This window comes from Streptomyces sp. NPDC028298, assembly GCF_055565895.1.
The window spans coordinates 438,767-464,757 of sequence record NZ_JBVHTL010000005.1 but is presented as its reverse complement, the minus strand read 5'-3'; the positions used below and the strand labels follow the sequence as shown (position 1 = coordinate 464,757).

Here is a 25,991-nt window from a genome sequence, read left to right as displayed (position 1 = left end):
GGCCGGCGACGGGACGGACGCAGCACGGGCCGACGACCGGCGGGAATCGGCCCGGGGGCTCGGGCGAGCCCCCGGGCCGACGTGGTCACTTGCCCAAGTGGCGTTCCGCGAAGTCGAGTTCCAGGCGGACCTGCTTGATGCGTTCGTCGACGACCAGGGAGCCGTGGCCCGCGTCGTAGCGGTAGACCTCGTGGACGGCTTCGCGGGCGGCGAGGCGGGTGACGTAGTTGTCGATCTGGCGGATGGGGCAGCGGGGGTCGTTGACCCCGGCCGAGATGTACACGGGGACCTTCACCGCGTCGACGTACGTCAGCGGGGAGGACGCCTCGAAGCGCTCGGGCACCTCTTCCGGGGTGCCGCCGAGGAGCGTGCGGTCCATCGCCTTCAGCGCCTCCATCTCGTCGTGGTACGCCGTGACGTAGTCGGCGACCGGGACGGCGGCGATGCCGAGGGCCCAGGCGTCCGGCTGGGTGCCGACACCGAGGAGGGTGAGGTAGCCGCCCCAGGAGCCGCCGGTGAGGATCAGCCGGTCGGGGTCGGCCAGGCCGGAGGTGACCGCCCATTCGCGGACCGCCGCGATGTCCTCCAGCTCGATGAGGCCGACGCGGTGCTTGAGCGCGTCGGTCCACGCGCGGCCGTAACCCGTGGAGCCGCGGTAGTTGACCCGGACCACCGCGTAGCCGTGGTCGACCCAGGCCGCGGGGCCCGCCGCGAACGAGTCGCTGTCGTGCCAGGTCGGGCCGCCGTGGATCTCGAAGACGGTGGGCAGCGGGCCCGTGGCGCTGGCCGGCTTCTGGATCAGGGCGTGGACGCGGCCGCCGGGTCCCTCCACCCAGACGTCCTCCACCGGGACGGAGCCCGGGGACTTCTGGCCGGGCGGGTCCAGGACGATCTCGCCGGTCGTCGAACGGACGGTGGACGGCTCCGCGGCCGAGGACCACAGATACTCCACCGTCCCGTCCGGGCGGGCCGTCGCCCCGGACACCGTGCCGGGCGGGGTCGGGACCCGGGTCAGCTCACCGGAGGCGAGGTCGTAGCGCCATACGTCGCTGCGCGCCTCGAAGCTGTGCGCGATGAGGAGGGCGGAGCCGTCCGGATACCACTCGGCGGCCACGTCACCGGGCAGGTCGAGACCCAGGTCGGTCTGCTCGCCCGTGGCCACGTCCCAGACGAGGGGCTCCCAGCGGCCGCGCCGCTGGTGCCCGATGAGCAGCCGGCTGTCCCCGTCGACAGGGGCGAAGCCCAGCACCTCGAGGCCCAGCTCGACCGTGCCGCCCTCGGTGTCGTCCAGCTCGGCGACCGCCGAACCGTCCGGGCGCAGCACCCTGAGCGCCGAGTGCATCGCGTCGCCGTGCTCGGTGTGCTCGACGGCGATCAGCGAGCCGTCGTGCGAGAGGTCGCCGACGCCGGCCGACTCGCGGTGCCGGTAGATCTCCACCGTGGCCTCGCCGGCGCGGGCCACGTGGATCGTCGATCCGTCCTCGTCGGTCGAGCGGCCCACGACCGCCGTACGTCCGTCGCGTCCGATGGCCAGGCCCGCGGGATAGGAGGGGTCGAGGCCGGGGACGGCCGGGTCGTCCACGGCGCCCACGACCAGGGCGGCGTCGAAGGGGCGGCGGCGCCACACGCCGAACTCGTCGCCGTCCTTGTCGTCGAACCACCAGATCCACTCGCCGTCGGGCGAGAGCACCCCGTCCGTCGTGCCGTTCGCCCGGTGGGTGACCTGGCGCTGCTCCCCCGTCGCTCGGTCCCACGCGTACAGCTCGTACGTCCCCGTCGCGTTCGAGACGAACAGGGAGCGGTGCGGTGCGTCCTCCGCCCAGTCCGGCAGCGACACCCTCGGTGCCCGGAAGCGCTTCTCCCAGTCGGGCATGTCTGCCTGCTGCGGCTCGGTGGACCTGGTGCTCTCAGTCATGGCCCCATAGTGCCTGGCCCGGCCCGTCCCGCGCCGGGGAGGTCCCCAGCCTGTGGACAACCTCGCGGCGCCCGCGCGCCCGGCCGGCCGCCCCACGGCCCGCGAAGCAGGCCCCGCGTTCCCGTGACGCGGTCGGGGCCGGTCCCGGGGAAGCGTCATATGCGCAGGTCGGAGCCGTTGTCAGTGGCCGGGTGCAGAATTTTTCGCATGACCGATCTACGCAAGGCCGTGGAGAGTTACTGGGCCGCCGCGGACGCCCGGGACTGGGAGGCGTTCGCGGAGCTGCTCGCCGAGGACGTCGTGTACACGTTGCCGCAGACGCGCGAGCGCATCAGCGGCCGGGAGCGGTACGTCGAGTTCAACCGCGAGTACCCGGGCGACTGGCACGTCGAGATCGAGCGCGTTGTGGCCGAGCCGGGCCAGGCCGTCACCTGGACCCATGTCACGGTGGGATTGGAGGAGATGCACGCGATCACGTTCTTCACGGCGGACGCGCGGGGCCGCATCGCCACGGTGACGGACTTCTGGCCCGAACCGTACGAGCCTCCGGCGGGCCGGGACCACCTGGCCGAGCGGTACTGAGCGGGCCCCACGGGCGAGTCCGGCCCGGCCGCCCCGTACCGTGGACGGCGTGTACCGGTTCCTGCTGACGCCCCGCTGGTGGGGGATCAACGTCTTCGTGCTGTTGGCCATCCCCTTCTGCGTCTTCATGGGGTCGTGGCAGTTGGGGCGGTTCGAGGACCGCGTCCAGGATCACCGGACGGCGGACGCCGAAGCCTCGTCGGCCCGGACGGAACCCGCCCGGCCACTGGCCTCGATGCTGCCCGTGACCACCGAGACGTCCGGCAGGCGGACCACCGCGACGGGGCGGTACGCCAAGCAGTTGCTCGTGCCGGGCCGGGAGCTGGACGGCAGGAGCGGGTACTACGTGCTCACCATGCTGCGGGTCGACGGCGGCAGGACGCTGCCCGTCGTCCGGGGCTGGCTGCCCGGTACCGCGGACGCGGCGAAGGCCCCGGTCCCGCCCACCGGCGAGGTCACGGTCACGGGTTCGCTCCAGGCGTCCGAGAGTCCCGGTTCCAACGGGGTCAGCGCGGTCGGCGGGCTCCCCGCGGGGCAGACGGCCGCGATCAGCTCCGCGTCGCTGGTGAACCTCGTGCCGTACACCCTGTACGACGCCTGGATCACGCTCGACAAGGCCGACGCCGGGATGAAGGCGGTGCCTCCGAGCGCGCCCGCGAACAGCGGACTCGACCTCAAGGCGTTCCAGAACCTCGGCTACACCGGCGAGTGGTTCGTCTTCGCGGGCTTCGTCGTCTTCATGTGGTTCCGCCTGCTGCGCCGCGAGACGGAGTTCGTCCGCGACGCCGAACTGGGACTGCTGCCGGAGACCCGGGACCCCTCGGGGACCCCCGAGACCCCGGCCGTCCCCGAGACCCCGGCCGTCCCCGAGACAGCGGCCGAGCCGTCCGGGACGGCCTGAGCACACGGACAGGGCGGCGACGAAGCATCGCCGCCGCCCGATGGCGAAAGGATCAGCCGTCCGTCAGGACGACGCCAGGATCCCGGTGTGATAGACCGTGCCCGCGCAGGCGTTGCCCACGGTGACCGAAGCGCTCGCGCCGGTCGCCGCCGTGCTGGAGACGACGACACTGCCGTCCAGCGTGCCGTCCTCGACGAGGAGCTGGGGCGCTGTGCCCTCCGCGCCGGAGCCGGTGGTCGTACCGCCGGTGTCGGTGGCTCCCTGCGTCGGGGTGGGATCCGGTGAGGGCTCCGCGGTCGGGCAGGTCGACGAGGGCACCCAGGCGAACTTCACGACGTACGAGGTGCCCGGCTGGAGCACCAGGGACGTGACCTCCGTGGACGGGTCGGGCAGCCCGGTGGCCGCGTCGCCCCCCACATGCGTCGCCACACCGATCCTGGCGGGGTCGGCCGCGCCCTGGGCGGACGTGCCGACCGTGCCGGCGCTGGTGACCGTGCAGGCGGTGGTGGAGACGTTCGAGACGGTGAAGGAGCCGTAGACCGCGCCGGTCGCGTCCGGTCCGGCCGCCGTGCCGGTCGCACCGCCGAGCTGGTCGGCCGTGCACGGGAGGGCGGCCGAGGCGGAGGCCGAGGGGTCGGCACCGCCGGTGGCGGCCCCTCCCGCGCCCTTGTCGGTGCCGCCCGGTGTCTCCGTCCTGCCGCCGTCGCCGGCGCCCTTGGATGTGCCCGTCGAGCCGGCGTCCTTGCCGGAGCCGCCGTCCGAGCCCTTGCCCTGGGTGGTGCCGCCCTGGGCCTGTGAGCTGTTGGCCGCGATGGACGGGTCGGGGTTCGACCCCGAGGAGTTGGAGACGTGGACGAACGCGGGGATCGCCGTGCCCATGAAGAGCGCCGCCGCCGCCATGCCGACCACTGCCTGCCGCTTGCGCGCCCGCCGCGCCGGAACCGCCCGGCGCAGATGTTCCAGGGTGCCGTCCGCGGGTTCGATCTCCTGAACGGCCTGGTGCAGCAGCCGGCGCAGTGCCAGCTCGTCGCCGAGCCCTTCGGGTCCCGCTCCGTCCATGTCCGGGATACCGGGCTGTTCGTCGGGGCCGTTGTTCACATTTCCGTTCCCAGCGTGCGATTGCGTGTGCTCGTGTTCCGGGCGTCCCTCGTCCTCGGGGCGCCGCCGGTCGTCGTGCTCGCTCATGCCGAAGCCCCCATGGCGACACGGAGCGCGGCGATGCCCCGCGAGCCGTACGCCTTCACCGAACCCAGGGAGACACCGAGCGTCTCGGCGACCTGGGCCTCGGTCATGTCCGCGAAGTAGCGCAGGACCAGGACCTCGCGCTGGCGCCGCTGGAGCCCCTTCATCGCCTTGATCAGGGCGTCGCGCTCCAACTGGTCGTACGCGCCTTCCTCGGCGCTCGCCATGTCGGGCATCGGCTTCGAGAGGAGCTTGAGGCCGAGGATGCGCCGGCGCAGCGCCGAACGCGACAGGTTGACGACGGTCTGACGCAGGTAGGCGAGCGTCTTCTCCGGGTCCCGGACGCGTTTGCGCGCCGAGTGCACCCGGATGAACGCCTCCTGGACGACGTCCTCGCAGGAGGCCGTGTCGTCGAGCAGGAGCGCCGCGAGGCCGAGAAGCGAGCGGTAGTGCGCCCGGTAGGTCTCGGTCAGATGGTCGACGGTCGTGCCCGCCGCCACGCTGTCCTGGGCGCCGTCACGCTGACTCGGGATGCGGGCGGGCCGCGCTGAGGGCATGGGGGCGATCACCGGCATGCCGCCGGGCGCGCCGGGGCTGCGGGGTCGGCGGGGTGGACGCAGGGCCATGCCCCTTGTCTGGACCGCGGTGAATTCGAGTACCTCTGCCACGCCAGTTGGACACACTTCCCCCCGGCAGGGTTGTACGCGACCGTCATCACATTCGTACCGGATGCCGAAACGGCCGGAACCCGTCTCCTCGGAACGCCCCCCGGACCCCCTGTCGTTACGCGGCCCCGCGCGCGCGACAGTGCACCAGATGCCCTCATGCGTAACAGCTCTTCCCCTGTGCCCAATGCTCTGCCGCCCCCCGGACGCCCCTGAATGGCGACGGCGAAGACGCTCACCGCCCTGCGCGCGGTTGCGCGGGGCGGTGACAAAATCTTCGAACGCCGACCCGGGTCCGTTCAAGTGGTCAGGACCATTAAGTTGATCACTGAACCGACAGAGATCCTACAAACCCGCCCCCCGGACGGCACCGGGATTACGGCCGGAGGCCGCCGGCGGCGCAGAACCTACGGGGTGCGGCTGATCTCGGCCGCCACCAGTTCGGCGATCTGGGCGGTGTTCAGGGCCGCTCCCTTGCGCAGGTTGTCCCCGCACACGAACAGTTCGAGGGCCGTCGGATCGTCCAGTGCCCGGCGGACCCGGCCCACCCAGGTCGGGTCGGTGCCCACCACGTCCGCGGGGGTGGGGAACTCACCGGCGGCCGGGTTGTCGAAGAGCACGACGCCGGGGGCGGTGTCCAGGATCTCCCGCGCCTTCTCGACCGTCACCTCGTCCTGGAAACGGGCGTGCACGGTCAGGGAGTGCGTGGTGACGACGGGAACCCGGACGCAGGTCACGGCGACCTTCAGCCGGGGCAGCCCGAGGATCTTGCGGGTCTCGTCGCGTACCTTCATCTCCTCCGAGGACCAGCCGTCCTCGGCGAGCGACCCGGCCCACGGCACCACGTTCAGCGCGACCGGCTCCGGGAACGGCCCGGTGTCGTCACCCACGGCCCGGCGCACGTCACCGGGGCTGTTCCCCAGTTCCGTGCCCGCGACCAGGGACATCTGGCGGCGCAGGGTGTCGACGCCGGCCCGGCCCGCGCCGCTGACCGCCTGGTACGAGGAGACGACGAGTTCCCGCAGTCCGAACTCGGCGTGCAGGGCACCCAGCGCCACGATCATGGACAGGGTCGTGCAGTTCGGGTTGGCGACGATCCCACGCGGGCGCACCCGCGCGGCGTGCGGATTCACCTCGGGGACGACGAGCGGCACTTCCGGGTCCATGCGGAAGGCGCCGGAGTTGTCGACGACGACCGCGCCCTTGGCGGCGGCGATCGGCGCCCACTGGGCGGCCACGTCGTCCGGGACGTCGAACATGGCGATGTCGACCCCGTCGAAGGCTTCCTCCGCCAGGGCCGTCACCTCGACCTCCACACCGCGCACGGCCAGCTTGCGGCCGGCCGAGCGCGGCGAGGCGATCAGTCGGATCTCACCCCAGATGTCCGCGTGCTGGGACAGGATCTGGAGCATGACCGTGCCGACGGCTCCGGTCGCTCCCACGACCGCGAGCGTCGGTCGTCGGGTCATCGCCCGGTGCCTCCGTAGACGACGGCCTCGTCGCTGTCGGAGTCGAGGCCGAAGGCGCTGTGCACGGCGCGGACGGCGTCGTTGACGTCGTCGGCGCGGGTGACGACGGAGATGCGGATCTCGGAGGTCGAGATCAGCTCGATGTTGACCCCGGCGTCCGTGAGGGCCTCGAAGAAGCCGGCCGTGACACCCGGGTTGGTCTTCATGCCGGCGCCGACGAGCGAGATCTTGCCGATCTGGTCGTCGTAGCGCAGCGACTCGAAGCCGATGACGCTCTTCGCCTTCTCCAGGGCGTCGATGGCCTTGCGGCCCTCGGTCTTCGGGAGGGTGAAGGAGATGTCCGTCAGGCCCGTGGTGGCCGCCGACACGTTCTGGACGATCATGTCGATGTTGATCTCGGCGTCGGCGATGGCGCGGAAGATCGAGGCGGCCTCGCCCGGCTTGTCCGGTACGCCGACGACCGTGACCTTGGCCTCGGAGGTGTCGTGAGCGACACCGGAAATGATGGCCTGCTCCACCTTCTGGTCCCCTTGCTTCATCGGTGCGCTGCTGACCCAGGTGCCCTGAAGTCCGCTGAAGGACGACCGCACGTGGATCGGGATGTCGTAACGGCGGGCGTACTCCACACAGCGGTGGAGCAGCACCTTGGAGCCGGAGGCGGCGAGCTCCAGCATGTCCTCGAAGGCGATCCAGTCGATCTTCTTCGCCTTCTTCACCACGCGCGGGTCGGCGGTGAACACGCCGTCCACGTCGGTGTAGATCTCGCACACCTCGGCGTCGAGCGCCGCGGCCAGCGCGACGGCCGTGGTGTCGGACCCGCCGCGGCCCAGCGTGGTGATGTCCTTCTTGTCCTGCGAGACGCCCTGGAATCCGGCGACGATGGCGATGTTGCCCTCGTCGAGCGCCGTACGGATACGGCCCGGGGTGACGTCGATGATCCGGGCTTTGTTGTGGACCGAGTCGGTGATGACGCCTGCCTGGCTGCCGGTGAAGCTCTGGGCGCTGTGGCCCAGGTTTTTGATCGCCATGGCCAGCAGGGCCATGGAGATCCGCTCTCCGGCGGTCAGCAGCATGTCGAACTCTCGTCCGCTGGGCATCGGAGATACCTGCTCGGCGAGATCGATCAGCTCGTCCGTCGTGTCGCCCATCGCGGAAACGACGACGACCACCTGGTGGCCGTTCTTCTTCGCTTCCACGATCCGCTTGGCGACGCGCTTGATGCCCTCGGCATCGGCTACGGAGGAACCTCCGTACTTCTGCACGACAAGGCCCACGTGCGCTCCTCGCTCAGTCCGTCTCTGCACCGCACTACTGCGGTCGGCTCAGTCTAACGAGCGGCCGGATTTCCCTTCCGGGGTATCGCATCGTGAGATGTCCCGCTCACGACGTGATCACTCCGGGCTGTCAGGTCGGCAAGGGAGTCCGGCCGCTCCGAGACGGCACCTGCCCGTGCCGGAGCCCCGTCACTCCGAACGTGCCCCAGGTCACAGCGGGGGCCGAGCGAGAAGCGGAGGGACGGACGGGCGGTGACGGGTCCTCGGCGGGCTACTTGACCGTGCGCAGACCGAGCGGGCCGGCGATCTCCTCCGCCATCACCTTGCCGGCCTCCTCCGCGAGCGCCTCCTCGCCGAGGTCCTGGTCGGTGTCGAGGCCGTTCAGCTCCTCCAGGGGCTGGTTCAGCCGGACGTGGGCGACCACGGACTGCAGGGCGCGCAGGGTCGCGGAGGCGGTGGAGCCCCAGTTCGAGAAGTAGGAGAACTGCCACCACCACAGGGCCTCCGTGGTGCGGCCCGCGCGGTAGTGGGCCATGCCGTGGCGCAGGTCGGCGATGACGTCGGCGAGGTCGTCGGAGATACGGGCCGGGACCGGGGCCTTGCGGGGCTCGTACGGGTCGAAGACCTCGGAGTAGACGTCGATCGGCTCCAGCATCACGGCGAGGCGCTCGCGGAGTTCGTCCACGTCCGCCTCCGGGCCGAGGTCGGGCTCGTAGCGCTCGTCGGGAACGATGTCCTCGTGCGCCCCGAGACGGCCCCCGGCCAGCAGGAGCTGGGAGACCTCCAGCAGGAGGAAGGGCACGGCCGAGTCCGGCTCGTCGCCCTTGGCCACCTCGGTGACGGCGACCAGGAAGCTCTCCACCTGGTCCGCGATCTGGACCACGAAGTCGTCGGGGTCCGGGCTGGTCTCGTGCAGCGTGGCGTCAGACATCTAGAAGTCGTCTCCCCTCGAAGGCGCGGCCGAGTGTGACCTCGTCCGCGTATTCCAGGTCGCCACCCACCGGGAGGCCGCTGGCCAGGCGGGTGACCTTGAGGCCCATGGGCTTGATCATGCGGGCGAGATACGTGGCCGTGGCCTCGCCCTCCAGATTCGGGTCCGTGGCCAGGATGAGCTCGGTGACCGTGCCGTCGGCCAGGCGGGCCAGGAGTTCCCTGATCCGCAGGTCGTCCGGGCCGACGCCCTCGATCGGGCTGATCGCGCCGCCGAGCACGTGGTACTTCCCCCGGAACTCACGTGTGCGCTCGACCGCGACGACGTCCTTCGGCTCCTCCACCACACAGATCACCGAGAGGTCGCGGCGCGGGTCGCGGCAGATGTTGCACAGCTCCTCCTGCGCGACGTTGCCGCAGGTCGCGCAGAAGCGGACCTTCGCCTTGACCTCCATGAGGGCCTGTGCGAGCCGGCGGACGTCCGTGGGCTCCGCCTGCAGGATGTGGAAGGCGATCCGCTGCGCGCTCTTGGGACCGACGCCGGGGAGCCGCCCCAGTTCGTCGATGAGGTCCTGAACAACGCCTTCGTACAACGGACTGCCTTTCCGAGTGTTTCGGTACCGCCTGGTCCCGTCCTACTGTTTCTTCCTGGTGCGTACGGTAGTTGGATGCCGCCGGTCTTAGAAAGGCAGACCGGGGATGCCGCTGCCGCCGCCGAGGCCCTGGGTGAGTGGGCCGAGCTTCTGCTGCTGGAGCGCCTGCGCGTTCTCGTTCGCCGCCTGGACGGCCGCGACGATCAGGTCGGCGAGCGTCTCGGTGTCCTCGGGGTCGACCGCCTTCGGGTCGATCACCAGGGCGCGGAGCTCTCCGGAGCCCGTCACGGTCGCCTTGACCAGGCCGCCGCCCGCCTGGCCCCCGACCTCGGTCCGCGCCAGCTCCTCCTGCGCGTTCGCCAGGTCCTGCTGCATCTTCTGGGCCTGCTGCAACAACTGCTGCATATTGGGCTGGCCACCACCGGGAATCACGATCAGCTCCTGGTTTCGAGTACGGCTGTGCGAGCGCTTCTTCCTGTCCAGCACGAGCCTACGTGGTCCAAGGGCCCGTCGCCCAAGCACTCTTTCGAGTGACATCGCAGCGCCGCCTATACCTGATCAAGGCCCTCTTCCGGGCGGAAAAGCCGGTAAACCCGGTCCATCGCCACCCATTGGGCGGTAGGAAGGGGGCTGCGCATTTGCACCACGCGTCACACGACGTCACGCACCGCACGCACTTCACGTACGGCCGGTGCCGTCACCGTCGTCACCGACGCCACCGTCGTCCGTCATCACCGTCGTCAACTAGGGAGTGCCGGGTGAGTCAGCCGGAGATGCAGCCGGAGGGGCCGCTCCAGGACGGGCGGAGCGAGGGCGCGGCGGGGCCCCGGCCGGGCGACCTGACCGGTCGGCCGTTCCCGCTCGGCGACTGGGGGGAGCCCGCCGAGCGGCTCCACGAGCTGTACCGCTGGGTGGAGCAGGGGGCGCTCGACACGGCCGCCTGGTATCTCTCCGACCGCGTGTGGAAGCGGCGGGCGGCACGGGTGCTGCGGTCCGGTGCCACGCTGGGAGCCGTCGCCGGGGCCGCGCTGCCGCTGCTCGACCTCGCCGGACCGGTGCGCGGGGCGGCTCCGTGGGGCTATCTGGCGCTGCTGCTCGCGGCCTCCTGCGTCGCCGTCGACCGCTTCTTCGGCGTGACCTCCGGATGGATAAGGGACGTCGCGACCGCGCAGGCCGTGCAGAGGCGGCTTCAGGCGCTGCAGTTCGACTGGGCCTCCGAGAGCGTCCGGGAGGTCCTCGGGCCCGCCGACGGAACGGCCAGCGAGGCCGCCGACCGCTGCATCGGCGTGCTGCGCCGGTTCTCGGAGGACGTCACGGAACTGGTGCGCACCGAGACGGCGGACTGGATGGTGGAGTTCCGTACGGGACCGGCGCCGCTGGGGATCCAGTCCTCGGCGGCGGGAGCGCCCCGCCCCGACGGGCCGCCGCTGAACGGCCGCGCCCCGCTGCCGCCGGGCACCCGCCCGAACATGCCCCGCCAGCGCCCGCCCGAGCCCAGGTAGCCGGGCCGCCGGCGCCCGCACGGGACCCGGCGGCGTCCGGGACGGCCGGGTCCGGCCCCGCCGCGGTACGGCACCGGGCGACGAGCCACGCGCTACGGCACCGGACGGCGAGCCGCCGGTCAGCCGGCTCCGCAGATCCTCAGCCCGACCGGCGTCCCGCAGGGGAGATGGCCGTGGGTGCGGACGACGTCCTGGCCGCTGCCCCGGCTGATGTAGGAGAGGAAGCTGGAGGCGAGCGAGTCGGCGGGCGGCTGTCCGTAGGTGTAGGCGTACTCGATCTCGCGGTACGGGTAGTCCGTGGTGCCGTGCTCCAGGTCCTCGACGGAGGCGGCGTGACCGTCGAGGCTGATCCGGTGCAGGCCCTTGTGGCCGGTGGCGTCGTTGAGTTCGCTGTAGCCGATCGCGCCGGGCAGCCTGGCGACCGTGTCGAGCACCTGCTCGGTGGAGTCGAGTTCGCACCGCACGACAGGTGCCGTCGCGTCGTCCTTGTGGACGCAGTCGAGCGAGGAGTTGGCGATCTCGCCGCGCCCGAGCACCCGGCGCTGGAACACCTGCCGGGTACCGGAGTTGGCGTCCCGGCTGACCAGGAGGACGGGTCGGTCGGGTCCGCCGAGCTGCTTCCAGTTCGTGATCTCGCCGCGGTACAGCCGTCGTACGTCGGTCAGCGACAGGTTCCTGACCGGGATGGCGTCGTCGACGACGAGCGTGAACACCGACACCGCGATCCGGTTCTCCCGCAGGCGCGGGAAGTCGCCGGGTTTGGGGCCGTCGGAGAGCGCAAGGAGGGCCGGGGACCCCTTCTTCGACGCCTGACCCGCCGCGTCGAGTTCGCGCACGCCGGCCGTGCTGCCGTGGGCGTCCACCGTGATCGTGGCGCCCTGGCAGTCGTGCTCGTACTTCTCGGCCAGTTCGCGCGCCACCGGCTCGAAGGCGGTGGAGCCCGTGACGGCCAGCGTGCCCCGCTCGCAGCCGATCGGGGGCGGGGTGTCGTCGCGCAGGACGACGATCACGGCGAGCGTCACGACGCACACCGTCAGCAGGACGGTGATCAGCCGCGCGGCCCGGCTGAACAGCGGCGGCTTGTCGTCCGGTGTCGTACTGCGGTTGGGCCGGACCTCGCCGTCCCGGATGCCGCCGACGATCCGTACCGGACAGCCCACGTCGCCGCCCGACAGCAGGACGAGCAGCTTGAAGTGCTCGCCCCGGTTGAGCGGGACCCGCGGGATGCGCAGCGTGCCGCGCTCGTAGCTGAGACCGGCGGCCGGGGTGAAGTGGTCCATCAGATGGTCGGTGCCGGGCGGCTGGGTCACGGACACACCGCGGATGGTGCGATCGGTGAACACCGCGGTCAGACCGTGCCGTTCACGGCTCGTGTAGTCCTCCGCGCCGATGCTCTGCGAACCGTCGTTCTCGATCCGCAGCAGCACGAGGGTGGCGTCGGACATGCCGGGTGTCTCGTCGAACAGTCCGAGCCGTACGTTCGCGCGCCCCGAGCGGACGCCGTCGCCGATGGGGTTGTCCATCTGGACGCGGTAGCCGACGGTCTTGCGGCGCGGCACCCTTCGCTCGTACCAGACCATCACGGCGGAGGAGACGACACCGATCACGGCGGTCCCGACGGCCACGACGTTCTCTGCGCTCAGCCACTCCACGTGAGCCACTCCCCCGAGCCCTGCCCTGCGGTGCGGTCACCGTACGGCTCTGGCCGGAAACACCCCACATACGGGAAGTGAACTTCAACAGCCTTGACGGGCAAGGGGGTTGGCGCACACGCCGAACCGGCCGAGCGCACACGCCGAACCGAGCGGCCGCCCACGGACGGCTCGCGGGCCGTCCCGCGAGCCGTCGCCCGCGGGACGGCCCGGGACTCAGCCGCTCCTGGTGTACGTCAGCTCGGCCTCGGCCGCCGAACCGGTCTTCGCCCGCCGCAGCCTGCCGTCCGGCAGCAGCGTGACCTCGGAGGCCGCCCCCGGCTTGCAGGACGGCGGGGCACCGACGGTGACCTGGGAGGGACCGATCTCCAGCGGCCCCGCGGTCCCCGGGGCGGCGGCGAGGGCGGCCTGGAAGACACAGTGATAGTTGCTGCCGTCCGCGGTGACCGTCAGCACCGTGTCGCCGACCGCGCCCTGCTGGATGGTCATCCGGCGGGTGTGGTGGCCGCTTTCGTTGTCGATGACCGCGTCCCAGGTGCCGAGGAACGCCTCCGGGACGGTGCCCGACTGCGTCGTCTGCGCGCCGGACGACTCGGGGGTGCCGCCGGCCGGGGGCTGCGAGGCGCTCTGCCCCGGTGTCGTCGGCGCGCCGGAGGTGGAGCCGGACGCCTTGGGGTCGTCCTGGCCGCCCCCGCTCCCCCGCCCGTTCAGCAGCGCGAACACGCTGCCGCCGGCGCCGAGCGCGACGACCAGGGCCACCACCACGAGGAGGGCCGTGGAGCGGCCGTTGCGGTGCGCGGGCTCCGGTCCGAGCGGGGCGACACCGGGACCGTACGGAGGGGTCGCGCCGTAGGGAGGGGTCGCTCCGCCGGGACCGTACGGCTGGGCGGCCACACCGGGACCGTAGGGAGGCGTCGAACCGTACGGCGGCTGGACCGAACCCCAGCCGGCCTGCGGGTAGCCGTACGCGGGGTGGGCCGGGCCCTGGCCGGCGGGCCCCGGGTGCTGCTGCGGATAGCCGTAGGCGGGGTGCGGGCCGGCCGGCGCCGGGGGAGGCGTCGCGCCCGAGCCCCCGATCACCGTCGGGAGATGGTTCACGGGGCCGGGCTGTCCCGGAAGCGGCGGGGTGGCGCTCCCGTCGGCGGGCGCGGGCGCGTGTTCCGGGGAGGCCTCGGAGGACGCGGCGGGTGCCGAGGAGGAGGCCGAGGGCGTCGAGGAGGCGGCGGAGGCCGAGGGAGCGGGCGAGCCGGCGGGCGGCTTGGAGAGATCGGGGGCGGCGACGGGAGCCGGCGGCAGGGCCGGGCGGGCGCCGGGCGCCGGAGCGCCGGGCGGGAGCTGCGGCGGTCCCTGGTCCGGGTCCTCCGTGTCCAGCAGCCGCACGGCGTGCCGTCCGAGCTGGGCCACGAGCGAGCCGGGCAGCCAGGGGTCGAGGGTGCGGCCCTCCGCGACGGTGTCCTCCGCGCCCGTGCGCTCCAGGATCTCGTCGAGCCCGGGCCGGGCGGCGGGATCCTTGCGCAGGCAGTCCCGTACGAGGTCGGCGAGCCCCTCGGGCACTCCCGTCAGGTCCGCCTCCTCCTGCGCGATGCGGAACATCATGGCGTGCACACCGCTGTTGGCCGCGCCGAACGGAAGGGCGCCGGTGGCCGCGTACGACAGGACCGAGCCGAGGCAGAAGATGTCGCACGCGGGCGTGACACGGTCGCCGCGCACCTGCTCGGGAGCCATGAATCCCGGCGAGCCGACGAGCGCCCCGGTGTGGGTCAGGCCGCCGTCCGTCACCGTCTCCAGGGCACGTGCGATGCCGAAGTCGATGACGCGGGGCCCGTCGATGGTGACGAGGACGTTCGAGGGCTTGAGGTCACGGTGGATCAGGCCCGCGGCGTGGATGTCCTGGAGCGCGTGCGCGAGACCCGCGGCGAGGATGCGCACGGACCGCTCGGGCAGCGCGCCGTGATCGCGTCCGACGACGGCCTGGAGCGAGGGCCCCGCGACATAGCCGGTGGCCACCCAGGGAATCGCGGCATCGGTGTCCGCGTCCAGGACGGGCGCGGTCCACAGCCCGCCGACCCGGCGGGCGGCCTGCACCTCCTGGCGGAAGCGGGCCCGGAACTCCTCCTGTTCGGCGAGTTCGGGCCGGACCAGTTTGACCGCGACGGTACGTCCCCGGTCGGACCGCGCGAGATAGACGTGGCCCATTCCTCCGGCGCCGAGTCGCGCCAGCAGTCGGTACGCCCCGATCTGCTGCGGATCCCCCGCCCCCAGCTTCTCCATGGCAGTGCCCACCCTCCCCCATATGTGTGCAACAGACCGAGGATAGTGCGCCGTGGCCGAAGCCGGGCGGGGCCGTGTCCACGGTTCCGTCACGGCTGGTGCCGTTTTGGTAACGGGGCGCATCGGCGTCCTCGCGCCCTCCTCCGGGAACCGTCCCGTGGGGTCGGCGGACTCCCGTGCCGGGGCCCGGCCAAGCCCGACAGTCTGTCGCGGAAAGCCCCCGACCGCAGACAGGACGCCGATGTCGCGCCCGGTCCGTGGACATTTACGCTTCGCCGCATGACCCCTCAGCCCAACCCCCAGGCCGGCGCCGCCGTGAAGGCCGCGGACCGCGCGCACGTGTTCCACTCCTGGTCCGCGCAGGAGCTCATCGACCCGCTCGCCGTCGCCGGCGCGGAGGGGTCGTACTTCTGGGACTACGAAGGCAAGCGGTATCTGGACTTCACCAGTGGGCTCGTCTTCACGAACATCGGCTACCAGCACCCGAAGGTCGTCGCCGCGATCCAGGAACAGGCCGCGACCCTGTCCACCTTCGCGCCCGCCTTCGCCGTCGAGGCGCGTTCCGAGGCGGCCCGGCTGATCGCCGAGCGGACCCCCGGCGACCTGGACAAGATCTTCTTCACCAACGGCGGCGCGGAGGCCGTCGAGAACGCCACACGGATGGCCCGGCTGCACACCGGCCGCCCGAAGGTGCTCTCCGCCTACCGCTCGTACCACGGCGCCACCTCCACGGCGATCAACCTCACCGGTGACCCGCGGCGCTGGCCGAACGACCTCGGCGCGGCCGGTGTCGTCCACTTCTGGGCGCCGTTCCTGTACCGCAGCCCCTTCCACTCCGACAGCGAGCGGCAGGAGTGCGAGCGCGCGCTCCAGCACCTGGAGGACACGATCGCCTTCGAGGGACCGGGGACCATAGCGGCCCTGATCCTGGAGACGATCCCGGGCACCGCGGGCATCATGACGCCGCCGCCCGGCTACCTCGCCGGTGTGCGCGAGATCTGCGACCGGTACGGGATCGTCTTCATCCTGGACGAGGTCATGGCCGGGTTCGGCCGCACCGGCAAGTGGTTCGCGGCGGACCACTACGAGGTGACTCCGGACCTGATGACCTTCGCCAAGGGCGTGAACTCCGGCTACGTGCCGCTGGGCGGCGTGGCGATCTCCACCGCCATCGCCGAGACCTTCGCCCGGCGGCCCTACCCGGGCGGGCTGACCTACTCCGGCCACCCGCTGGCCTGCGCCGCCGCGGTCGCGACGATCAACGTCATGGAGGAGGAGGGGATCGTCGGCCAGGCGGCCACGATCGGCGAGACCGTCCTCGGACCGGGGCTGCGCGCGCTGGCCGAGCGGCACCCGAGCGTCGGCGAGGTGCGCGGCACGGGCGTCTTCTGGGCGCTGGAGCTGGTGAAGAACCGGGAGACCCGCGAGCCGCTGGTCCCGTACAACGCCTCGGGCGAGGCGAACGCGCCGATGGCCGCGTTCGGCGCCGCGGCCAAGGCCCGCGGTCTGTGGCCCTTCATCAACATGAACCGCACCCACGTCGTGCCGCCGTGCAACATCACCGAGGCCGAGGCCAAGGAGGGCCTCGCGGCCCTGGACGAGGCGCTGTCGGTGGCGGACGAGCACACGGTGTGAGGCTCTTGAGGCCTTGAGGGTGCCCGCTCCCGGGTGCTCGGGGGTTCGTCTCCCGGGCGCCGGGAGTTCCCCTCCCCGGTGGTCAGGGGTCGTCGCTCCCGGTGGGGGTCGGTCGTGGTGGTTCCTCGTGTCCCTCCGGGGGTGGCGGGGAGTCGGGCGGCCGGCCCCCACGGCGTATGGTGGCCTGCTCGAAGAGATACACGAGCGGACGCGCACCGACCCACGCGACGGGGAGTGAGATCACCACCATGGCCGGCACCGGCGGCAGTGGCGCCGTAACACGCAGCACCCTGCGGCAGCAGATCGCGGACGCGCTCCGTGACGAGGTGCTCGGCGGGCGCCTGCGGCCCGGCCAGGAGTTCACGGTGAAGGAGATCGCCGAGCAGTACGGCGTGTCCGCCACCCCGGTCCGCGAGGCCCTGGTCGATCTGTCGGCCCAGGGACTCCTGGACGCGGACCAGCATCGCGGCTTCCGCGTCCACGAGTACTCGGGCGCCGACTACCGCGGCATGATCGAGGCGCGCAGCCTGATCACGGAGGGCATGTTCCGCAGCCTCGTGGCGAGCGGCATGCCGCAGGCCGACGACCCCCGCGCGCTCGCCGCCCTCGCGGCCGTCCGGCGCCGCGGCGAGGAGGCCCAGCGCGCGGCGACCGCGGGCGACCTGAACATCCTCATCGGCTACGACCTCCGTTACTGGCGCGAACTCAGCAACCTGTTCGGCAACTCCTATCTCGCCGACTTCCTGCACCGGATGCGGGTCCAGTCGTGGGTCTGCACGGTCCAGCACCTGCGCCACGTCTCCGATCTCAAGGGCCATCTGTGGTCCGGCCACACCGAGCTGGTGGACGCCCTCGCGCGCCGTGACGCCGACGGGGCGCGGGCGATCGTGACGGCGTACAACGAGCACGCGCTGACCCTCATCGAGCGCCTCGACGCCCCCTGAGACGCGGGCCCCGGCCGGATCGTCCCGTTCCCGTGTTTGGGGACACTCCCCGCGGGTGATCGGGAGGATGGGGGCGTGCCCCCTGGAGACGGACAACCCCGGCCGCCCGGCGGCCTACTTGCGCACCGGCCTCTTCACAGGACCGCCACGCGCATTACGCTGCCCTGACCACCCTGCACCCCAAGGAGCAAGAGGAGCCGTCTGTTGGCCTGTGACCTGTGGTTGGTCCCGCTCGTCGACGTGCTGTGCCACACCCCCGACAACCCCTTCGCCGAGGAACTGGCGCTCTACGACAAGGTGCTCGCCGAGGCCGGGCTCCCGCCGGTTCCGGTGTACGCGTACATGCCGGGCCTGTCGGGTGACGTGGCCCCGGTCGCCGGCTTCGACTACGACGCGCTGCACTTCCTGCGCCGCGCGTACCTGCTCCAGATGTGCGGGCTCGCGGTGGCGCCGGTCGACGAACTCGGCGGCGACTACGAGCAGTTGCTGGAGATGTTCGAGTCGAACGCCCAGCAGTCCCATCTGGTCTGGCACTACGACCACGCGGGCGCCTACGTCCCGGTGGACTTCCCGCACCCGCTGGCCAACGACGAACTCCTCGCGGGCGGCGGGCCGCTGGGCTCGTCCCAGGTTCTCCTGCGCGAACTCGAGTTCGTGGCCCCCTCGATCGGCATCGACCCGGCGAATCCGCCGGCGCCGCCGCAGCCCCCCAACGCCCCGACGGAGCTGGAGGAGCCCGCCGCTCCGGCCCCCTACGACTCCAGCCCCTTCGCCCGTGAGCGTCACGTCTGGCTGGGCCTGCATGCCGCGGCGACCCGGAGCCTCGCCCAGGGCTCCATGATCGTGTTCAGCTGATCCGTCCGTGCCTGGGTGCGGGGCCCGGTCTCACGGCCCCGCACCCGGTGACGCCCGTCAGCCTAGCTGGGACAGCCCCTTGTGGAGGTCCTCCGGGTTCATGACGGGGGTGAACTCCACGCGGGCCCCGAGATGCATGAAGAACGGCTCGGAGATCACCGGCATCTGGCTGCTGTCCTGCATGTCGAAGACCATGTAACAGGTGCGGCTGCCCTCCTGGGCGGTGAAGTAGGCGGATTCCGGCTTCAGCCGGTCCATCGTCTGCCGCATCAGCTCCGGCAGCTTTCCGCTGCTGATGAGTTCGTTGGCCTTGTCCGTGTCCATGGTGGCCTTGAGCATCACGCGCATCGCACTCTCCTTGTCCGTCTGCCGACGCACGCGGAAGCACCAGAACGTGCGCTTTCAGGCTATTCCCCCCGCCTGCTGCGCACTCACCGCGCCGGCCCGCACATCACTCTCTCCAGTGAGGCCCGGTCCCGCCCCGGCCGGCCCGTCCCGCGCGGCGCGTCGGCGGCACCCGCGGCCCGCGGCCCGCGGCCCCAGCCCGCCGCCAACGCGTGCGCCCCCGGACGTCGTCCGGGGGCGCACGCGTGGAATCAACCGCTCCGGACCAGGGTCCGGACACTCGGCACTAGATGAACGAGTTGACCTCGATCGTCTCGGTGCGGCCCGGGCCGACACCGATCGCGGAGATCGGCGCGCCCGACATCTCCTCCAGCGCCTTCACGTAGGCCTGCGCGTTCTTCGGGAGGTCACCGAAGGTCTTCGCCTTGGTGATGTCCTCCGACCAGCCGGGCAGGGTCTCGTAGATCGGCTTCGCGTGGTGGAAGTCGGTCTGGGAGTACGGGAGTTCCTCGACGCGCTTGCCGTCGATCTCGTACGCCACGCAGACCGGGATCTCCTCCCAGCCGGTCAGGACGTCCAGCTTGGTGAGGAAGAAGTCGGTCAGACCGTTCACGCGGGTCGCGTAGCGGGCGATGACCGCGTCGAACCAGCCGCAGCGCCGGTCACGGCCGGTCGTCACACCGCGCTCGCCGCCGATGCGCCGCAGCGCCTCGCCGTCCGCGTCGAACAGCTCGGTCGGGAACGGACCCGAGCCGACGCGGGTGGTGTACGCCTTGAGGATGCCGATGACCCGGCTGATCTTGGTCGGGCCGACGCCGGCGCCCGTGCAGGCGCCGCCCGCGGTCGGGTTCGACGAGGTCACGAACGGATACGTGCCGTGGTCGATGTCCAGGAGCGTGCCCTGGCCGCCCTCGAAGAGCACGACCTTGTCCTGCTCCAGCGCCTGGTTGAGGATCAGGACGGTGTCCGCGACGTACGGCTTGAGCCGGTCCGCGTAGCTCAGCAGCTCCTCGACGACCTGGCTCGCCTCGATGGCGCGGCGGTTGTAGAGCTTGGTGAGGAGCTGGTTCTTGACCTCCAGCGCCGCTTCGACCTTCTGGGTGAGGATCGACTCGTCGTAGAGGTCCTGGATGCGGATGCCCACGCGGTTGATCTTGTCCGCGTACGTCGGACCGATGCCGCGTCCGGTGGTGCCGATCTTCCGCTTTCCGAGGAAGCGTTCCGTCACCTTGTCGACAGTGACGTTGTAAGGCGTGATGATGTGAGCGTTTCCGCTGATCAGCAGCTTGGAGGTGTCGACGCCGCGCTCGTTCAGTCCGTTCAGCTCGGAGAACAGGACGGACGGGTCGACGACGACTCCGTTGCCGATCACCGGAGTGCACTCCGGCGTGAGGATTCCGGAAGGGAGGAGGTGGAGGGCGTACTTCTGATCGCCCACGACTACCGTATGGCCGGCGTTGTTACCGCCCTGGTAGCGCACCACATAGTCCACGGATCCACCGAGCAGATCGGTGGCCTTTCCCTTGCCTTCGTCACCCCACTGAGCACCGAGCAGCACAAGTGCGGGCACAGGCGTACACCCCTTCCGGGCGGGGCATGTCCAAGGTCGGGGACGTACGTGGCCGTGGCTACGGCTGCGCACACCGGCGACCACCATTGGCCGCGACCGTCGGACCGGATGCCCCGGAATAGACGAAGCCCCTGGCGCAAAGGCGCAAGGGGCTCTTGCAGAAAGATGCTACCCGAGGAAGCGAGGCAGGACCGAGGTGGCGGCTTCCGACCAGCTCCTGGTGGTCATCGACCCGGTCGCCCGACGAACCGACGGCGAGTCCGTCCGGATCGCGAAAGACGTGCTCAGCGCGGGTGCGGCGACGAAGGTGTGCCTCCCCGAGGGGCCCGAGGAATTCGCTCGGGCGCTGATCCGACGGGGCGCGCGCCGACCCGTCGTCATCGGTGACGACGGCGCCCTGCTGCGGGCGGTGTCCCTGTTGCACCGGCGGCGGGAACTCGCCGGTTGCGCGCTGTCCTTGGTGCCCGTGGGCGGCGCGCTGTCGCTGTCCCGTTCGCTCGGGGTGCCCATGGGTGCCGTGGCGGCGGCCAGGGCGGTCCTCGACGGGGCCGAGCGGCGGCTCGACCTGCTCGTGGACGACAGCGACGGCGTGGTGCTCGGCGCGCTGCGCATCCCCTCGCTTCCTTCCCCGCACCCGGCTCCGGTGCCCGCCGGAGCACCCGGGGAGGAGGCGGGCGGGCATCCGTGGCTGCGTACGTGCCAGTCCCTCGTACGGACCTTCGCCTCCCGGCCGTCCCGGCTCGCCTCCGCGCCCGGGGCGGGGCCCTCCCGGCTGCGGATCGAGGTCGACGGGGTGTGCGTGGTGGACCTGGACCAGCCCGTGGAAGCCGTGTCCGTGACGCCGGGGGGCTCGGGGACCGGGGCCGAGATCGAGGTGCGCGCGGTGTCCGTGGGGGCCGGGTCCTCGCCGCTGCGGCTGCTGGGCCACAAGGTCACCGTCTCCGGCGCCGACTTCCGCTACGGCGCGGACTCCGTGGTGAGCGGCCCGGTCCGCACCCGGACCTGGACGGTACGGGAGTCGGCCTGGGGCCTGACCCTCCCGTCGGCACCCTGAACGGCCGACAGGAGACGGACCCTGCACCGCCCGGCGTGCGGGCCGTCCCCGTGGGCGGGCTGCGGCGCCCGGCGTCAGGCGTCCGTGCCGAACAGGGTCTCGCGGTGGGCGCGCCAGCGTTCCATCATCGCGGCGATCTCACCGTCGACGAACTCGAAGAACGCGAGGGTCTCGGAGAGCCGCCGCCCGGCCGGGGTCGCGGCGCCGAGGGAGTCGACACCGGCGCGCAGGGCCAGTTCCCAGCGCTTGAGCACCGCGTCGCGGTTGGTCAGCGCCTCGTACCACTGGTTGCTGTGCACGCGGTACCGCTCGCGCCGCGAGCCGGGTTCGCGCTCGCGCGAGACCATGTGCTGCTGCGCGAGGTAGCGCACCGCCCCGGACACGGCGGCGGGGCTGACCCGGAGCTGTTCGCCGAGTTCGGCGGAGGTCATGGCGCCGGAGTCGGAGGCCAGCAGCGCGGCGAAGACGCGGGCGGGCATCCGCTGCATCCCGGCCTCGACGAGCTGGGCCGCGAAGCCCTCGACGAACTGTGAGACCGCCTCCGGGTCCCGCTCGGCCGCCCTCGGTTCCGCCATCTCCCGATCATCTCCCCTGCTCACGCTTCGCGGTCGAGTGTATCCAGGATTTATACGTTTCCTTAACTTCACAAATTTCTGAAGGAAGCGTACGTTCGGGCCATGACGAAGGCAATCAGCGTCGCCGGACTGCACAAGTCGTTCGGGAAGACGCACGCGCTGGACGGCCTGGACCTGGAGGTCGAGGCCGGTGAGGTGCACGGCTTCCTCGGCCCCAACGGCTCCGGGAAGTCCACCACCATCCGGGTCCTGCTCGGCCTGCTGCGCGCCGACTCCGGGACGGCGCGCATGCTGGACATGGACCCCTGGGCGGACGCGGTCGAACTGCACCGCCGGGTCGCCTACGTCCCCGGCGACGTCACCCTGTGGCGCAACCTCTCGGGCGGCGAGGTCATCGACCTCTACGGGCGGCTGCACGGCGGGGGCCGTTCCCGGCGCGGCGGACCGGGCGGCGGACGCAGCGGCGGCCTCGACCCGGCACGGCGCGCCGAACTGATCGAGCGCTTCGAACTCGACCCCACCAAGAAGGGGCGCACCTACTCGAAGGGCAACCGTCAGAAGGTCGCCCTCGTCGCCGCCTTCGCCTCGGACGTCGACGTGCTCATCCTGGACGAGCCGACCTCGGGCCTGGACCCGCTGATGGAAGAGGTCTTCCAGAAGTGCGTCCGGGAGGAACGCGACCGCGGCCGCACGATCCTGCTGTCCTCGCACATCCTGAGCGAGGTCGAGGAACTCTGCGACCGCGTCAGCATCATCCGCGCGGGCCGGACCGTGGAGAGCGGCTCCCTCACCGACCTGCGCCACCTCACCCGTACCAGCGTCACCGCCGAACTCGCCGGCCCGCCGAACGGACTGGCGGACCTGCCCGGAGTCCACGAACTCGACGTCCAGGACGCCGGGGTCAGGCCCGACGGATCCGGCCACCGGGTCCGGTTCCAGGCGGACGGCGACCGGCTGGACGCCGTCCTGCGCTCACTGGCCGACTCCGGCGTCCGGTCCCTGACCTCGACCCCGCCGACCCTGGAGGAGCTGTTCCTGCGGCACTACCAGGACGACGTGCGGCCGGACGGATCCGAAGGCGCGGTGGCCCGATGACCGCCACGACCGCGGGCACCTTCGCCGCACGCGTCGGCGGCTCCCGCCCCCTGGCCGGCACCGGGACCCTGCTGCGCTTCGCGCTGCGCCGCGACCGCGTGACGATGCCGCTGTGGATCGGCGTGACCGCGCTGATGGTGCTGTCCCTGCCGGCCTCGCTGAAGAGCGTCTACAGCACCCCGGCCGAACGCGCGGGCCTGGCACGGCAGATGCTCGCCGACAACTCCCTGCGCGCCACCTACGGCCCGGTGTTCGGCGACTCGCTCGGCGGCCTCACCGCCTGGCGCATCGGCGTCTACGCCGGAATCCTCGCCGCCGTCATGAACCTGATCATCGTCGTCCGGCACACCCGGGACGAGGAGGAGAGCGGGCGCCAGGAACTCGTCTCCGCCGCGATGGTCGGGCGCCGGGCCCCGCTGACCGCCGCCCTGCTCGCGGCGCTCGCCGCCGACGGGGTCCTCGCCCTCCTCGTCACGGTCGGCCTCGCCGGACAGGGCGCCGCCGGGGCCCTGGCGCTGGGGCTCGCGATCGGCGCGACCGGGATGGTCTTCGCGACCATGGCCGCGATCGTCGCCCAGCTCACGCAGAGCGGGCGGCTCGCCAAGGGACTGACGGGCGGGCTGATCGGCGCCGCCTTCGTCCTCAGGGCGGCGGGCGACTCCGCGAGCGACGACGGCTCGTCGGCACTGACCTGGATCTCACCGCTGGGCTGGCTGGAGAACGTCCGCGCCTTCGCGGACGAACGGTGGTGGGTCCTGGCGCTGTTCACCGCCGCCGTCGCCGCGCAGGGCGCCGCGGCCTACGCCCTCGCCGGGCGGCGCGACCTGGGCATGAGCTTCCTGCCCACCCGACCGGGCCCGGCGACCGGCCGTCTCGGCACGGCCGGGGCGCTGGCCTGGCGGTTGCAGCGCGGCGCCGTGCTCGGCTGGAGCCTCGGCTTCCTCGCGGCGGGCGCCGCGTTCGGCGGCATCACGAAGGGGGCCGCGGACCTGGTCGGCGGCAACGCCAAGACCCGCGAGATCATCGAGCGGATGGGCGGGCAGGCCGGGATCACCGACGCGTTCCTCGCCGCCATGGTGAACATGCTGGGCATGGTCGCCGCCCTCTACATCGTCGCCTCGGTGCTGCGGCTGCACGGCGAGGAGACCTCCCAGCGCGCCGAACCGCTGCTCGCCGCCGCCGTCGGACGGCTGCGCTGGGCCGGCGGGCACCTGGTCCTCGCCTTCGGCGGCGCGGTCCTCGTCATGCTGCTCGGCGGACTCGGTCTGGCCCTCGGCTACGGCGCCGAGACCGGCGCGATCCTCGGCGCCTGTCTGGTCCAGGTCCCGGCGATCTGGACCCTGGGCGGCCTCGCCGTCCTGCTGTACGGCGTCTCGCCCCGGGTCGCCCCCGGCGCCTGGGCCGTGGCGGGCCTCGCCCTCGTGCTCGGCTGGATCGGCCCCGCCCTGAAGATCCCGCAGGCCGTCATGGACCTCTCGCCCTTCGGCCACCTGCCGAAGCTGCCGGGCGGCACGATGGCCTGGACACCGGTCCTCGTTCTCACCGCGATCGCGGCGGCCCTCACGGCGGCGGGCCTGGCCTGCCTGCGCCGCCGCGACCTGGCCACCTGAGGCGCCCGGCGGCGCGACCCGACGCGACGGAACGAGGGGGCGCGCCGCCCGGAGGGAACGTCGAGCGGTCGCGCCCGCCGGGCGGTACGGCGAGCGGTCACGTCGCGGGGCGCGGCGGCGACGGAGGTCAGACCTCCACCGGCAGGCTCTCCAGTCCGCGGATCACGAGGCCCGGCTTGCGGACCGGCTCCCCGGCTAGCCGGAGACCGGGCGCCTTCGTCAGGAGCGCGCCCATGGACGCGGCCAGCTCGATGCGGGCCAGCGGGGCGCCGATGCAGTAGTGGATGCCCGCGCTGAAGGAGATGTGCGGGTTCTCCGCCCGGGTCAGATCCAGCGTCTGCGGGTTCTCGAACACCGCGCCGTCTCGGTTCGCGGAACCGAAGAGCATCGCGATCTCCGCACCCCGCGGCACCGTCGTCCCGTCGATCTCGACGTCGTCCAGCACCCAGCGCTCGAACAACTGGAGCGGGGTGTCGTACCGCATCAGCTCCTCCACCGCCGTGGGGATCAGGCCGTGGTCCGCCCGCAGCCCCGCGAGCTGCTCCGGATGCCGGAACAGGGTCCACCAGCCGGTCACGGTGGCGTTGACCGTCGCCTCGTGCCCCGCGTTCAGCAGCAGCACGCAGGTCGAGATCATCTCCTGCTCGGTGAGCCGGTCGCCCTCGTCGTGGGCCGCGATGAGCCCCGAGATCAGATCGTCGCCGGGCTCCTTGCGGCGGGCCTCGATCAGCCCGCGCAGATACTCGGTGAACTCGACCGACGCCCGTACCGCCCTGCGCGCCGTCTCCTCCGACGGATTCAGCTCGTACATCCCGCAGATGTCCGCCGACCAGGGCCGCAGCGGCGCCCGTTCGGACTCCGGGACCCCCAGCATCTCGGCGATCACCGACACCGGCAGCGGCTCGGCCACGTCGGCCAGCAGGTCCCCGCCGCCGGCCTCCACCAGCCGGTCGACCAGCTCGCCCGCCAGCCCCTCCACGTACGGCTTCAGCCGCTCGACCGTGCGGGGCGTGAACGCCTTCGACACCAGCCGCCGGATCCGCGTGTGGTCCGGCGGCTCCAGGTCGAGCATCCCGTGGTCGTTGAGCACGTGGAACGGCTCGTGCTCCGGCGGCGGCGCCGTCCGCCCGAAGTCCTCGTGCGTGAAGCGGTGCTGATAGGTCCGGCCCAGCCGGCGGTCCCGCAGCAGTGCCGACACGTCCGCGTGGTGCGGCACCAGCCACTGGTTCGTCGGCTCGTAGTAGTGCACCCGGCCCCGCGCGCGCAGTTCCTCGTACGCCGGGTACGGGTCCGCCACGAACGCCGGATCCCAGGGGTCGAAGGCCCGCGTACTCTCCAAAGCTGCCATGAACGGACGCTAGCCCGGCCCACC

At 72.0% G+C, this 25,991-nt stretch carries 23 protein-coding genes; 9 read left to right on the top strand and 14 right to left on the bottom strand.

The window, feature by feature from the left end:
• Positions 1 to 85: 85 nt before the first annotated feature.
• A complete protein-coding gene (locus ACZ4TO_RS24770; RefSeq protein ID WP_468025224.1) occupies positions 86 to 1,915 on the bottom strand; it encodes a S9 family peptidase in 1,830 nt (609 codons plus the stop codon).
• Positions 1,916 to 2,122: 207 nt separating this feature from the next.
• On the opposite strand from ACZ4TO_RS24770, the gene ACZ4TO_RS24765 reads away from it, so the two are divergent.
• Positions 2,123 to 2,497, top strand: a complete 375-nt coding sequence (locus ACZ4TO_RS24765) for a nuclear transport factor 2 family protein (RefSeq protein ID WP_468025223.1) — start codon at positions 2,123 to 2,125, stop codon at positions 2,495 to 2,497.
• A 49-nt stretch (positions 2,498 to 2,546) separates the two neighbouring features.
• Complete coding sequence (locus tag ACZ4TO_RS24760; RefSeq protein ID WP_468025222.1) at positions 2,547 to 3,398, top strand: SURF1 family protein; 852 nt, start codon at positions 2,547 to 2,549, stop codon at positions 3,396 to 3,398.
• 63 nt (positions 3,399 to 3,461) lie between these two features.
• Here the strand turns inward: ACZ4TO_RS24760 and ACZ4TO_RS24755 are convergent, their stop codons facing one another.
• From ACZ4TO_RS24755 to ACZ4TO_RS24725, 7 genes are all read right to left on the bottom strand, one after another.
• Complete coding sequence (locus ACZ4TO_RS24755) at positions 3,462 to 4,583, bottom strand: hypothetical protein (protein WP_468025221.1); 1,122 nt, start codon at positions 4,581 to 4,583, stop codon at positions 3,462 to 3,464.
• Positions 4,580 to 5,206 carry a SigE family RNA polymerase sigma factor gene (locus tag ACZ4TO_RS24750; protein WP_382783826.1) on the bottom strand — a complete coding sequence of 209 codons (627 nt, stop codon included), beginning with the start codon at positions 5,204 to 5,206 and terminating at the stop codon, positions 4,580 to 4,582. Before ACZ4TO_RS24750 ends, ACZ4TO_RS24755 begins: the two co-directional genes overlap by 4 nt.
• Positions 5,207 to 5,652: 446 nt before the next feature.
• Positions 5,653 to 6,714 (bottom strand): aspartate-semialdehyde dehydrogenase, encoded by a 1,062-nt coding sequence (locus tag ACZ4TO_RS24745; RefSeq protein WP_468025220.1) that lies wholly within the window; start codon positions 6,712 to 6,714, stop codon positions 5,653 to 5,655.
• Positions 6,711 to 7,988, bottom strand: a complete 1,278-nt coding sequence (locus ACZ4TO_RS24740) for an aspartate kinase (RefSeq protein ID WP_339130615.1) — start codon at positions 7,986 to 7,988, stop codon at positions 6,711 to 6,713. Before ACZ4TO_RS24740 ends, ACZ4TO_RS24745 begins: the two co-directional genes overlap by 4 nt.
• Positions 7,989 to 8,259: 271 nt before the next feature.
• Entirely contained in the window at positions 8,260 to 8,919 is a 660-nt protein-coding gene (locus tag ACZ4TO_RS24735; RefSeq protein WP_382783818.1) for a DUF5063 domain-containing protein, read from the bottom strand.
• Positions 8,912 to 9,511: a recombination mediator RecR gene (gene recR / locus ACZ4TO_RS24730; protein ID WP_362069269.1), complete on the bottom strand. Its 600-nt coding sequence runs from the start codon at positions 9,509 to 9,511 to the stop codon at positions 8,912 to 8,914. Before recR ends, ACZ4TO_RS24735 begins: the two co-directional genes overlap by 8 nt.
• A gap of 87 nt (positions 9,512 to 9,598) precedes the next feature.
• Positions 9,599 to 9,943 (bottom strand): YbaB/EbfC family nucleoid-associated protein, encoded by a 345-nt coding sequence (locus ACZ4TO_RS24725; RefSeq protein WP_468025315.1) that lies wholly within the window; start codon positions 9,941 to 9,943, stop codon positions 9,599 to 9,601.
• A gap of 326 nt (positions 9,944 to 10,269) precedes the next feature.
• Here ACZ4TO_RS24725 and ACZ4TO_RS24720 point away from each other — a divergent pair, with 326 nt between their 5' ends.
• Positions 10,270 to 11,013, top strand: a complete 744-nt coding sequence (locus ACZ4TO_RS24720) for an SLATT domain-containing protein (RefSeq protein WP_382783815.1) — start codon at positions 10,270 to 10,272, stop codon at positions 11,011 to 11,013.
• 119 nt (positions 11,014 to 11,132) lie between these two features.
• Here the strand turns inward: ACZ4TO_RS24720 and ACZ4TO_RS24715 are convergent, their stop codons facing one another.
• Positions 11,133 to 12,665 carry a substrate-binding domain-containing protein gene (locus ACZ4TO_RS24715; RefSeq protein WP_385043630.1) on the bottom strand — a complete coding sequence of 511 codons (1,533 nt, stop codon included), beginning with the start codon at positions 12,663 to 12,665 and terminating at the stop codon, positions 11,133 to 11,135.
• A gap of 216 nt (positions 12,666 to 12,881) precedes the next feature.
• Positions 12,882 to 14,936: a protein kinase domain-containing protein gene (locus ACZ4TO_RS24710; protein WP_385048846.1), complete on the bottom strand. Its 2,055-nt coding sequence runs from the start codon at positions 14,934 to 14,936 to the stop codon at positions 12,882 to 12,884.
• A 279-nt stretch (positions 14,937 to 15,215) separates the two neighbouring features.
• On the opposite strand from ACZ4TO_RS24710, the gene ACZ4TO_RS24705 reads away from it, so the two are divergent.
• From ACZ4TO_RS24705 to ACZ4TO_RS24695, 3 genes are all read left to right on the top strand, one after another.
• Positions 15,216 to 16,571, top strand: coding sequence for an aminotransferase class III-fold pyridoxal phosphate-dependent enzyme (locus tag ACZ4TO_RS24705; RefSeq protein ID WP_468025219.1), 1,356 nt, complete (start codon positions 15,216 to 15,218; stop codon positions 16,569 to 16,571).
• A 248-nt stretch (positions 16,572 to 16,819) separates the two neighbouring features.
• Positions 16,820 to 17,515, top strand: a complete 696-nt coding sequence (locus ACZ4TO_RS24700) for a GntR family transcriptional regulator (protein WP_382783804.1) — start codon at positions 16,820 to 16,822, stop codon at positions 17,513 to 17,515.
• Positions 17,516 to 17,719: 204 nt separating this feature from the next.
• Positions 17,720 to 18,370: a hypothetical protein gene (locus tag ACZ4TO_RS24695; RefSeq protein WP_382783801.1), complete on the top strand. Its 651-nt coding sequence runs from the start codon at positions 17,720 to 17,722 to the stop codon at positions 18,368 to 18,370.
• A 57-nt stretch (positions 18,371 to 18,427) separates the two neighbouring features.
• Here the strand turns inward: ACZ4TO_RS24695 and ACZ4TO_RS24690 are convergent, their stop codons facing one another.
• The gene (locus tag ACZ4TO_RS24690) at positions 18,428 to 18,718 is read right to left on the bottom strand and encodes a hypothetical protein (protein WP_468025218.1); all 291 of its coding nucleotides are present in this window, start codon (positions 18,716 to 18,718) and stop codon (positions 18,428 to 18,430) included.
• A 283-nt stretch (positions 18,719 to 19,001) separates the two neighbouring features.
• On the bottom strand, positions 19,002 to 20,285 hold the full coding sequence (locus ACZ4TO_RS24685) for an adenylosuccinate synthase (RefSeq protein ID WP_382783795.1): 1,284 nt from the start codon (positions 20,283 to 20,285) through the stop codon (positions 19,002 to 19,004).
• A gap of 196 nt (positions 20,286 to 20,481) precedes the next feature.
• Here ACZ4TO_RS24685 and ACZ4TO_RS24680 point away from each other — a divergent pair, with 196 nt between their 5' ends.
• Entirely contained in the window at positions 20,482 to 21,339 is an 858-nt protein-coding gene (locus tag ACZ4TO_RS24680) for a diacylglycerol kinase family protein (protein WP_382783791.1), read from the top strand.
• A 74-nt stretch (positions 21,340 to 21,413) separates the two neighbouring features.
• On the opposite strand, the gene ACZ4TO_RS24675 is transcribed toward ACZ4TO_RS24680, so the two are convergent.
• Positions 21,414 to 21,914, bottom strand: coding sequence for a GbsR/MarR family transcriptional regulator (locus ACZ4TO_RS24675; RefSeq protein ID WP_382783788.1), 501 nt, complete (start codon positions 21,912 to 21,914; stop codon positions 21,414 to 21,416).
• Between the two features lie 102 nt (positions 21,915 to 22,016).
• On the opposite strand from ACZ4TO_RS24675, the gene ACZ4TO_RS24670 reads away from it, so the two are divergent.
• Together ACZ4TO_RS24670 and ACZ4TO_RS24665 are read left to right on the top strand one after the other, a co-directional pair.
• On the top strand, positions 22,017 to 23,009 hold the full coding sequence (locus tag ACZ4TO_RS24670; protein WP_382783785.1) for an ABC transporter ATP-binding protein: 993 nt from the start codon (positions 22,017 to 22,019) through the stop codon (positions 23,007 to 23,009).
• Complete coding sequence (locus ACZ4TO_RS24665; RefSeq protein WP_468025217.1) at positions 23,006 to 24,619, top strand: ABC transporter permease; 1,614 nt, start codon at positions 23,006 to 23,008, stop codon at positions 24,617 to 24,619. The genes ACZ4TO_RS24670 and ACZ4TO_RS24665 overlap by 4 nt, the downstream gene beginning before the upstream one ends.
• Positions 24,620 to 24,746: 127 nt before the next feature.
• Here ACZ4TO_RS24665 and ACZ4TO_RS24660 read toward each other — a convergent pair whose 3' ends face one another.
• Positions 24,747 to 25,967, bottom strand: coding sequence for a cytochrome P450 (locus ACZ4TO_RS24660; protein ID WP_468025216.1), 1,221 nt, complete (start codon positions 25,965 to 25,967; stop codon positions 24,747 to 24,749).
• Positions 25,968 to 25,991: the final 24 nt, after the last annotated feature.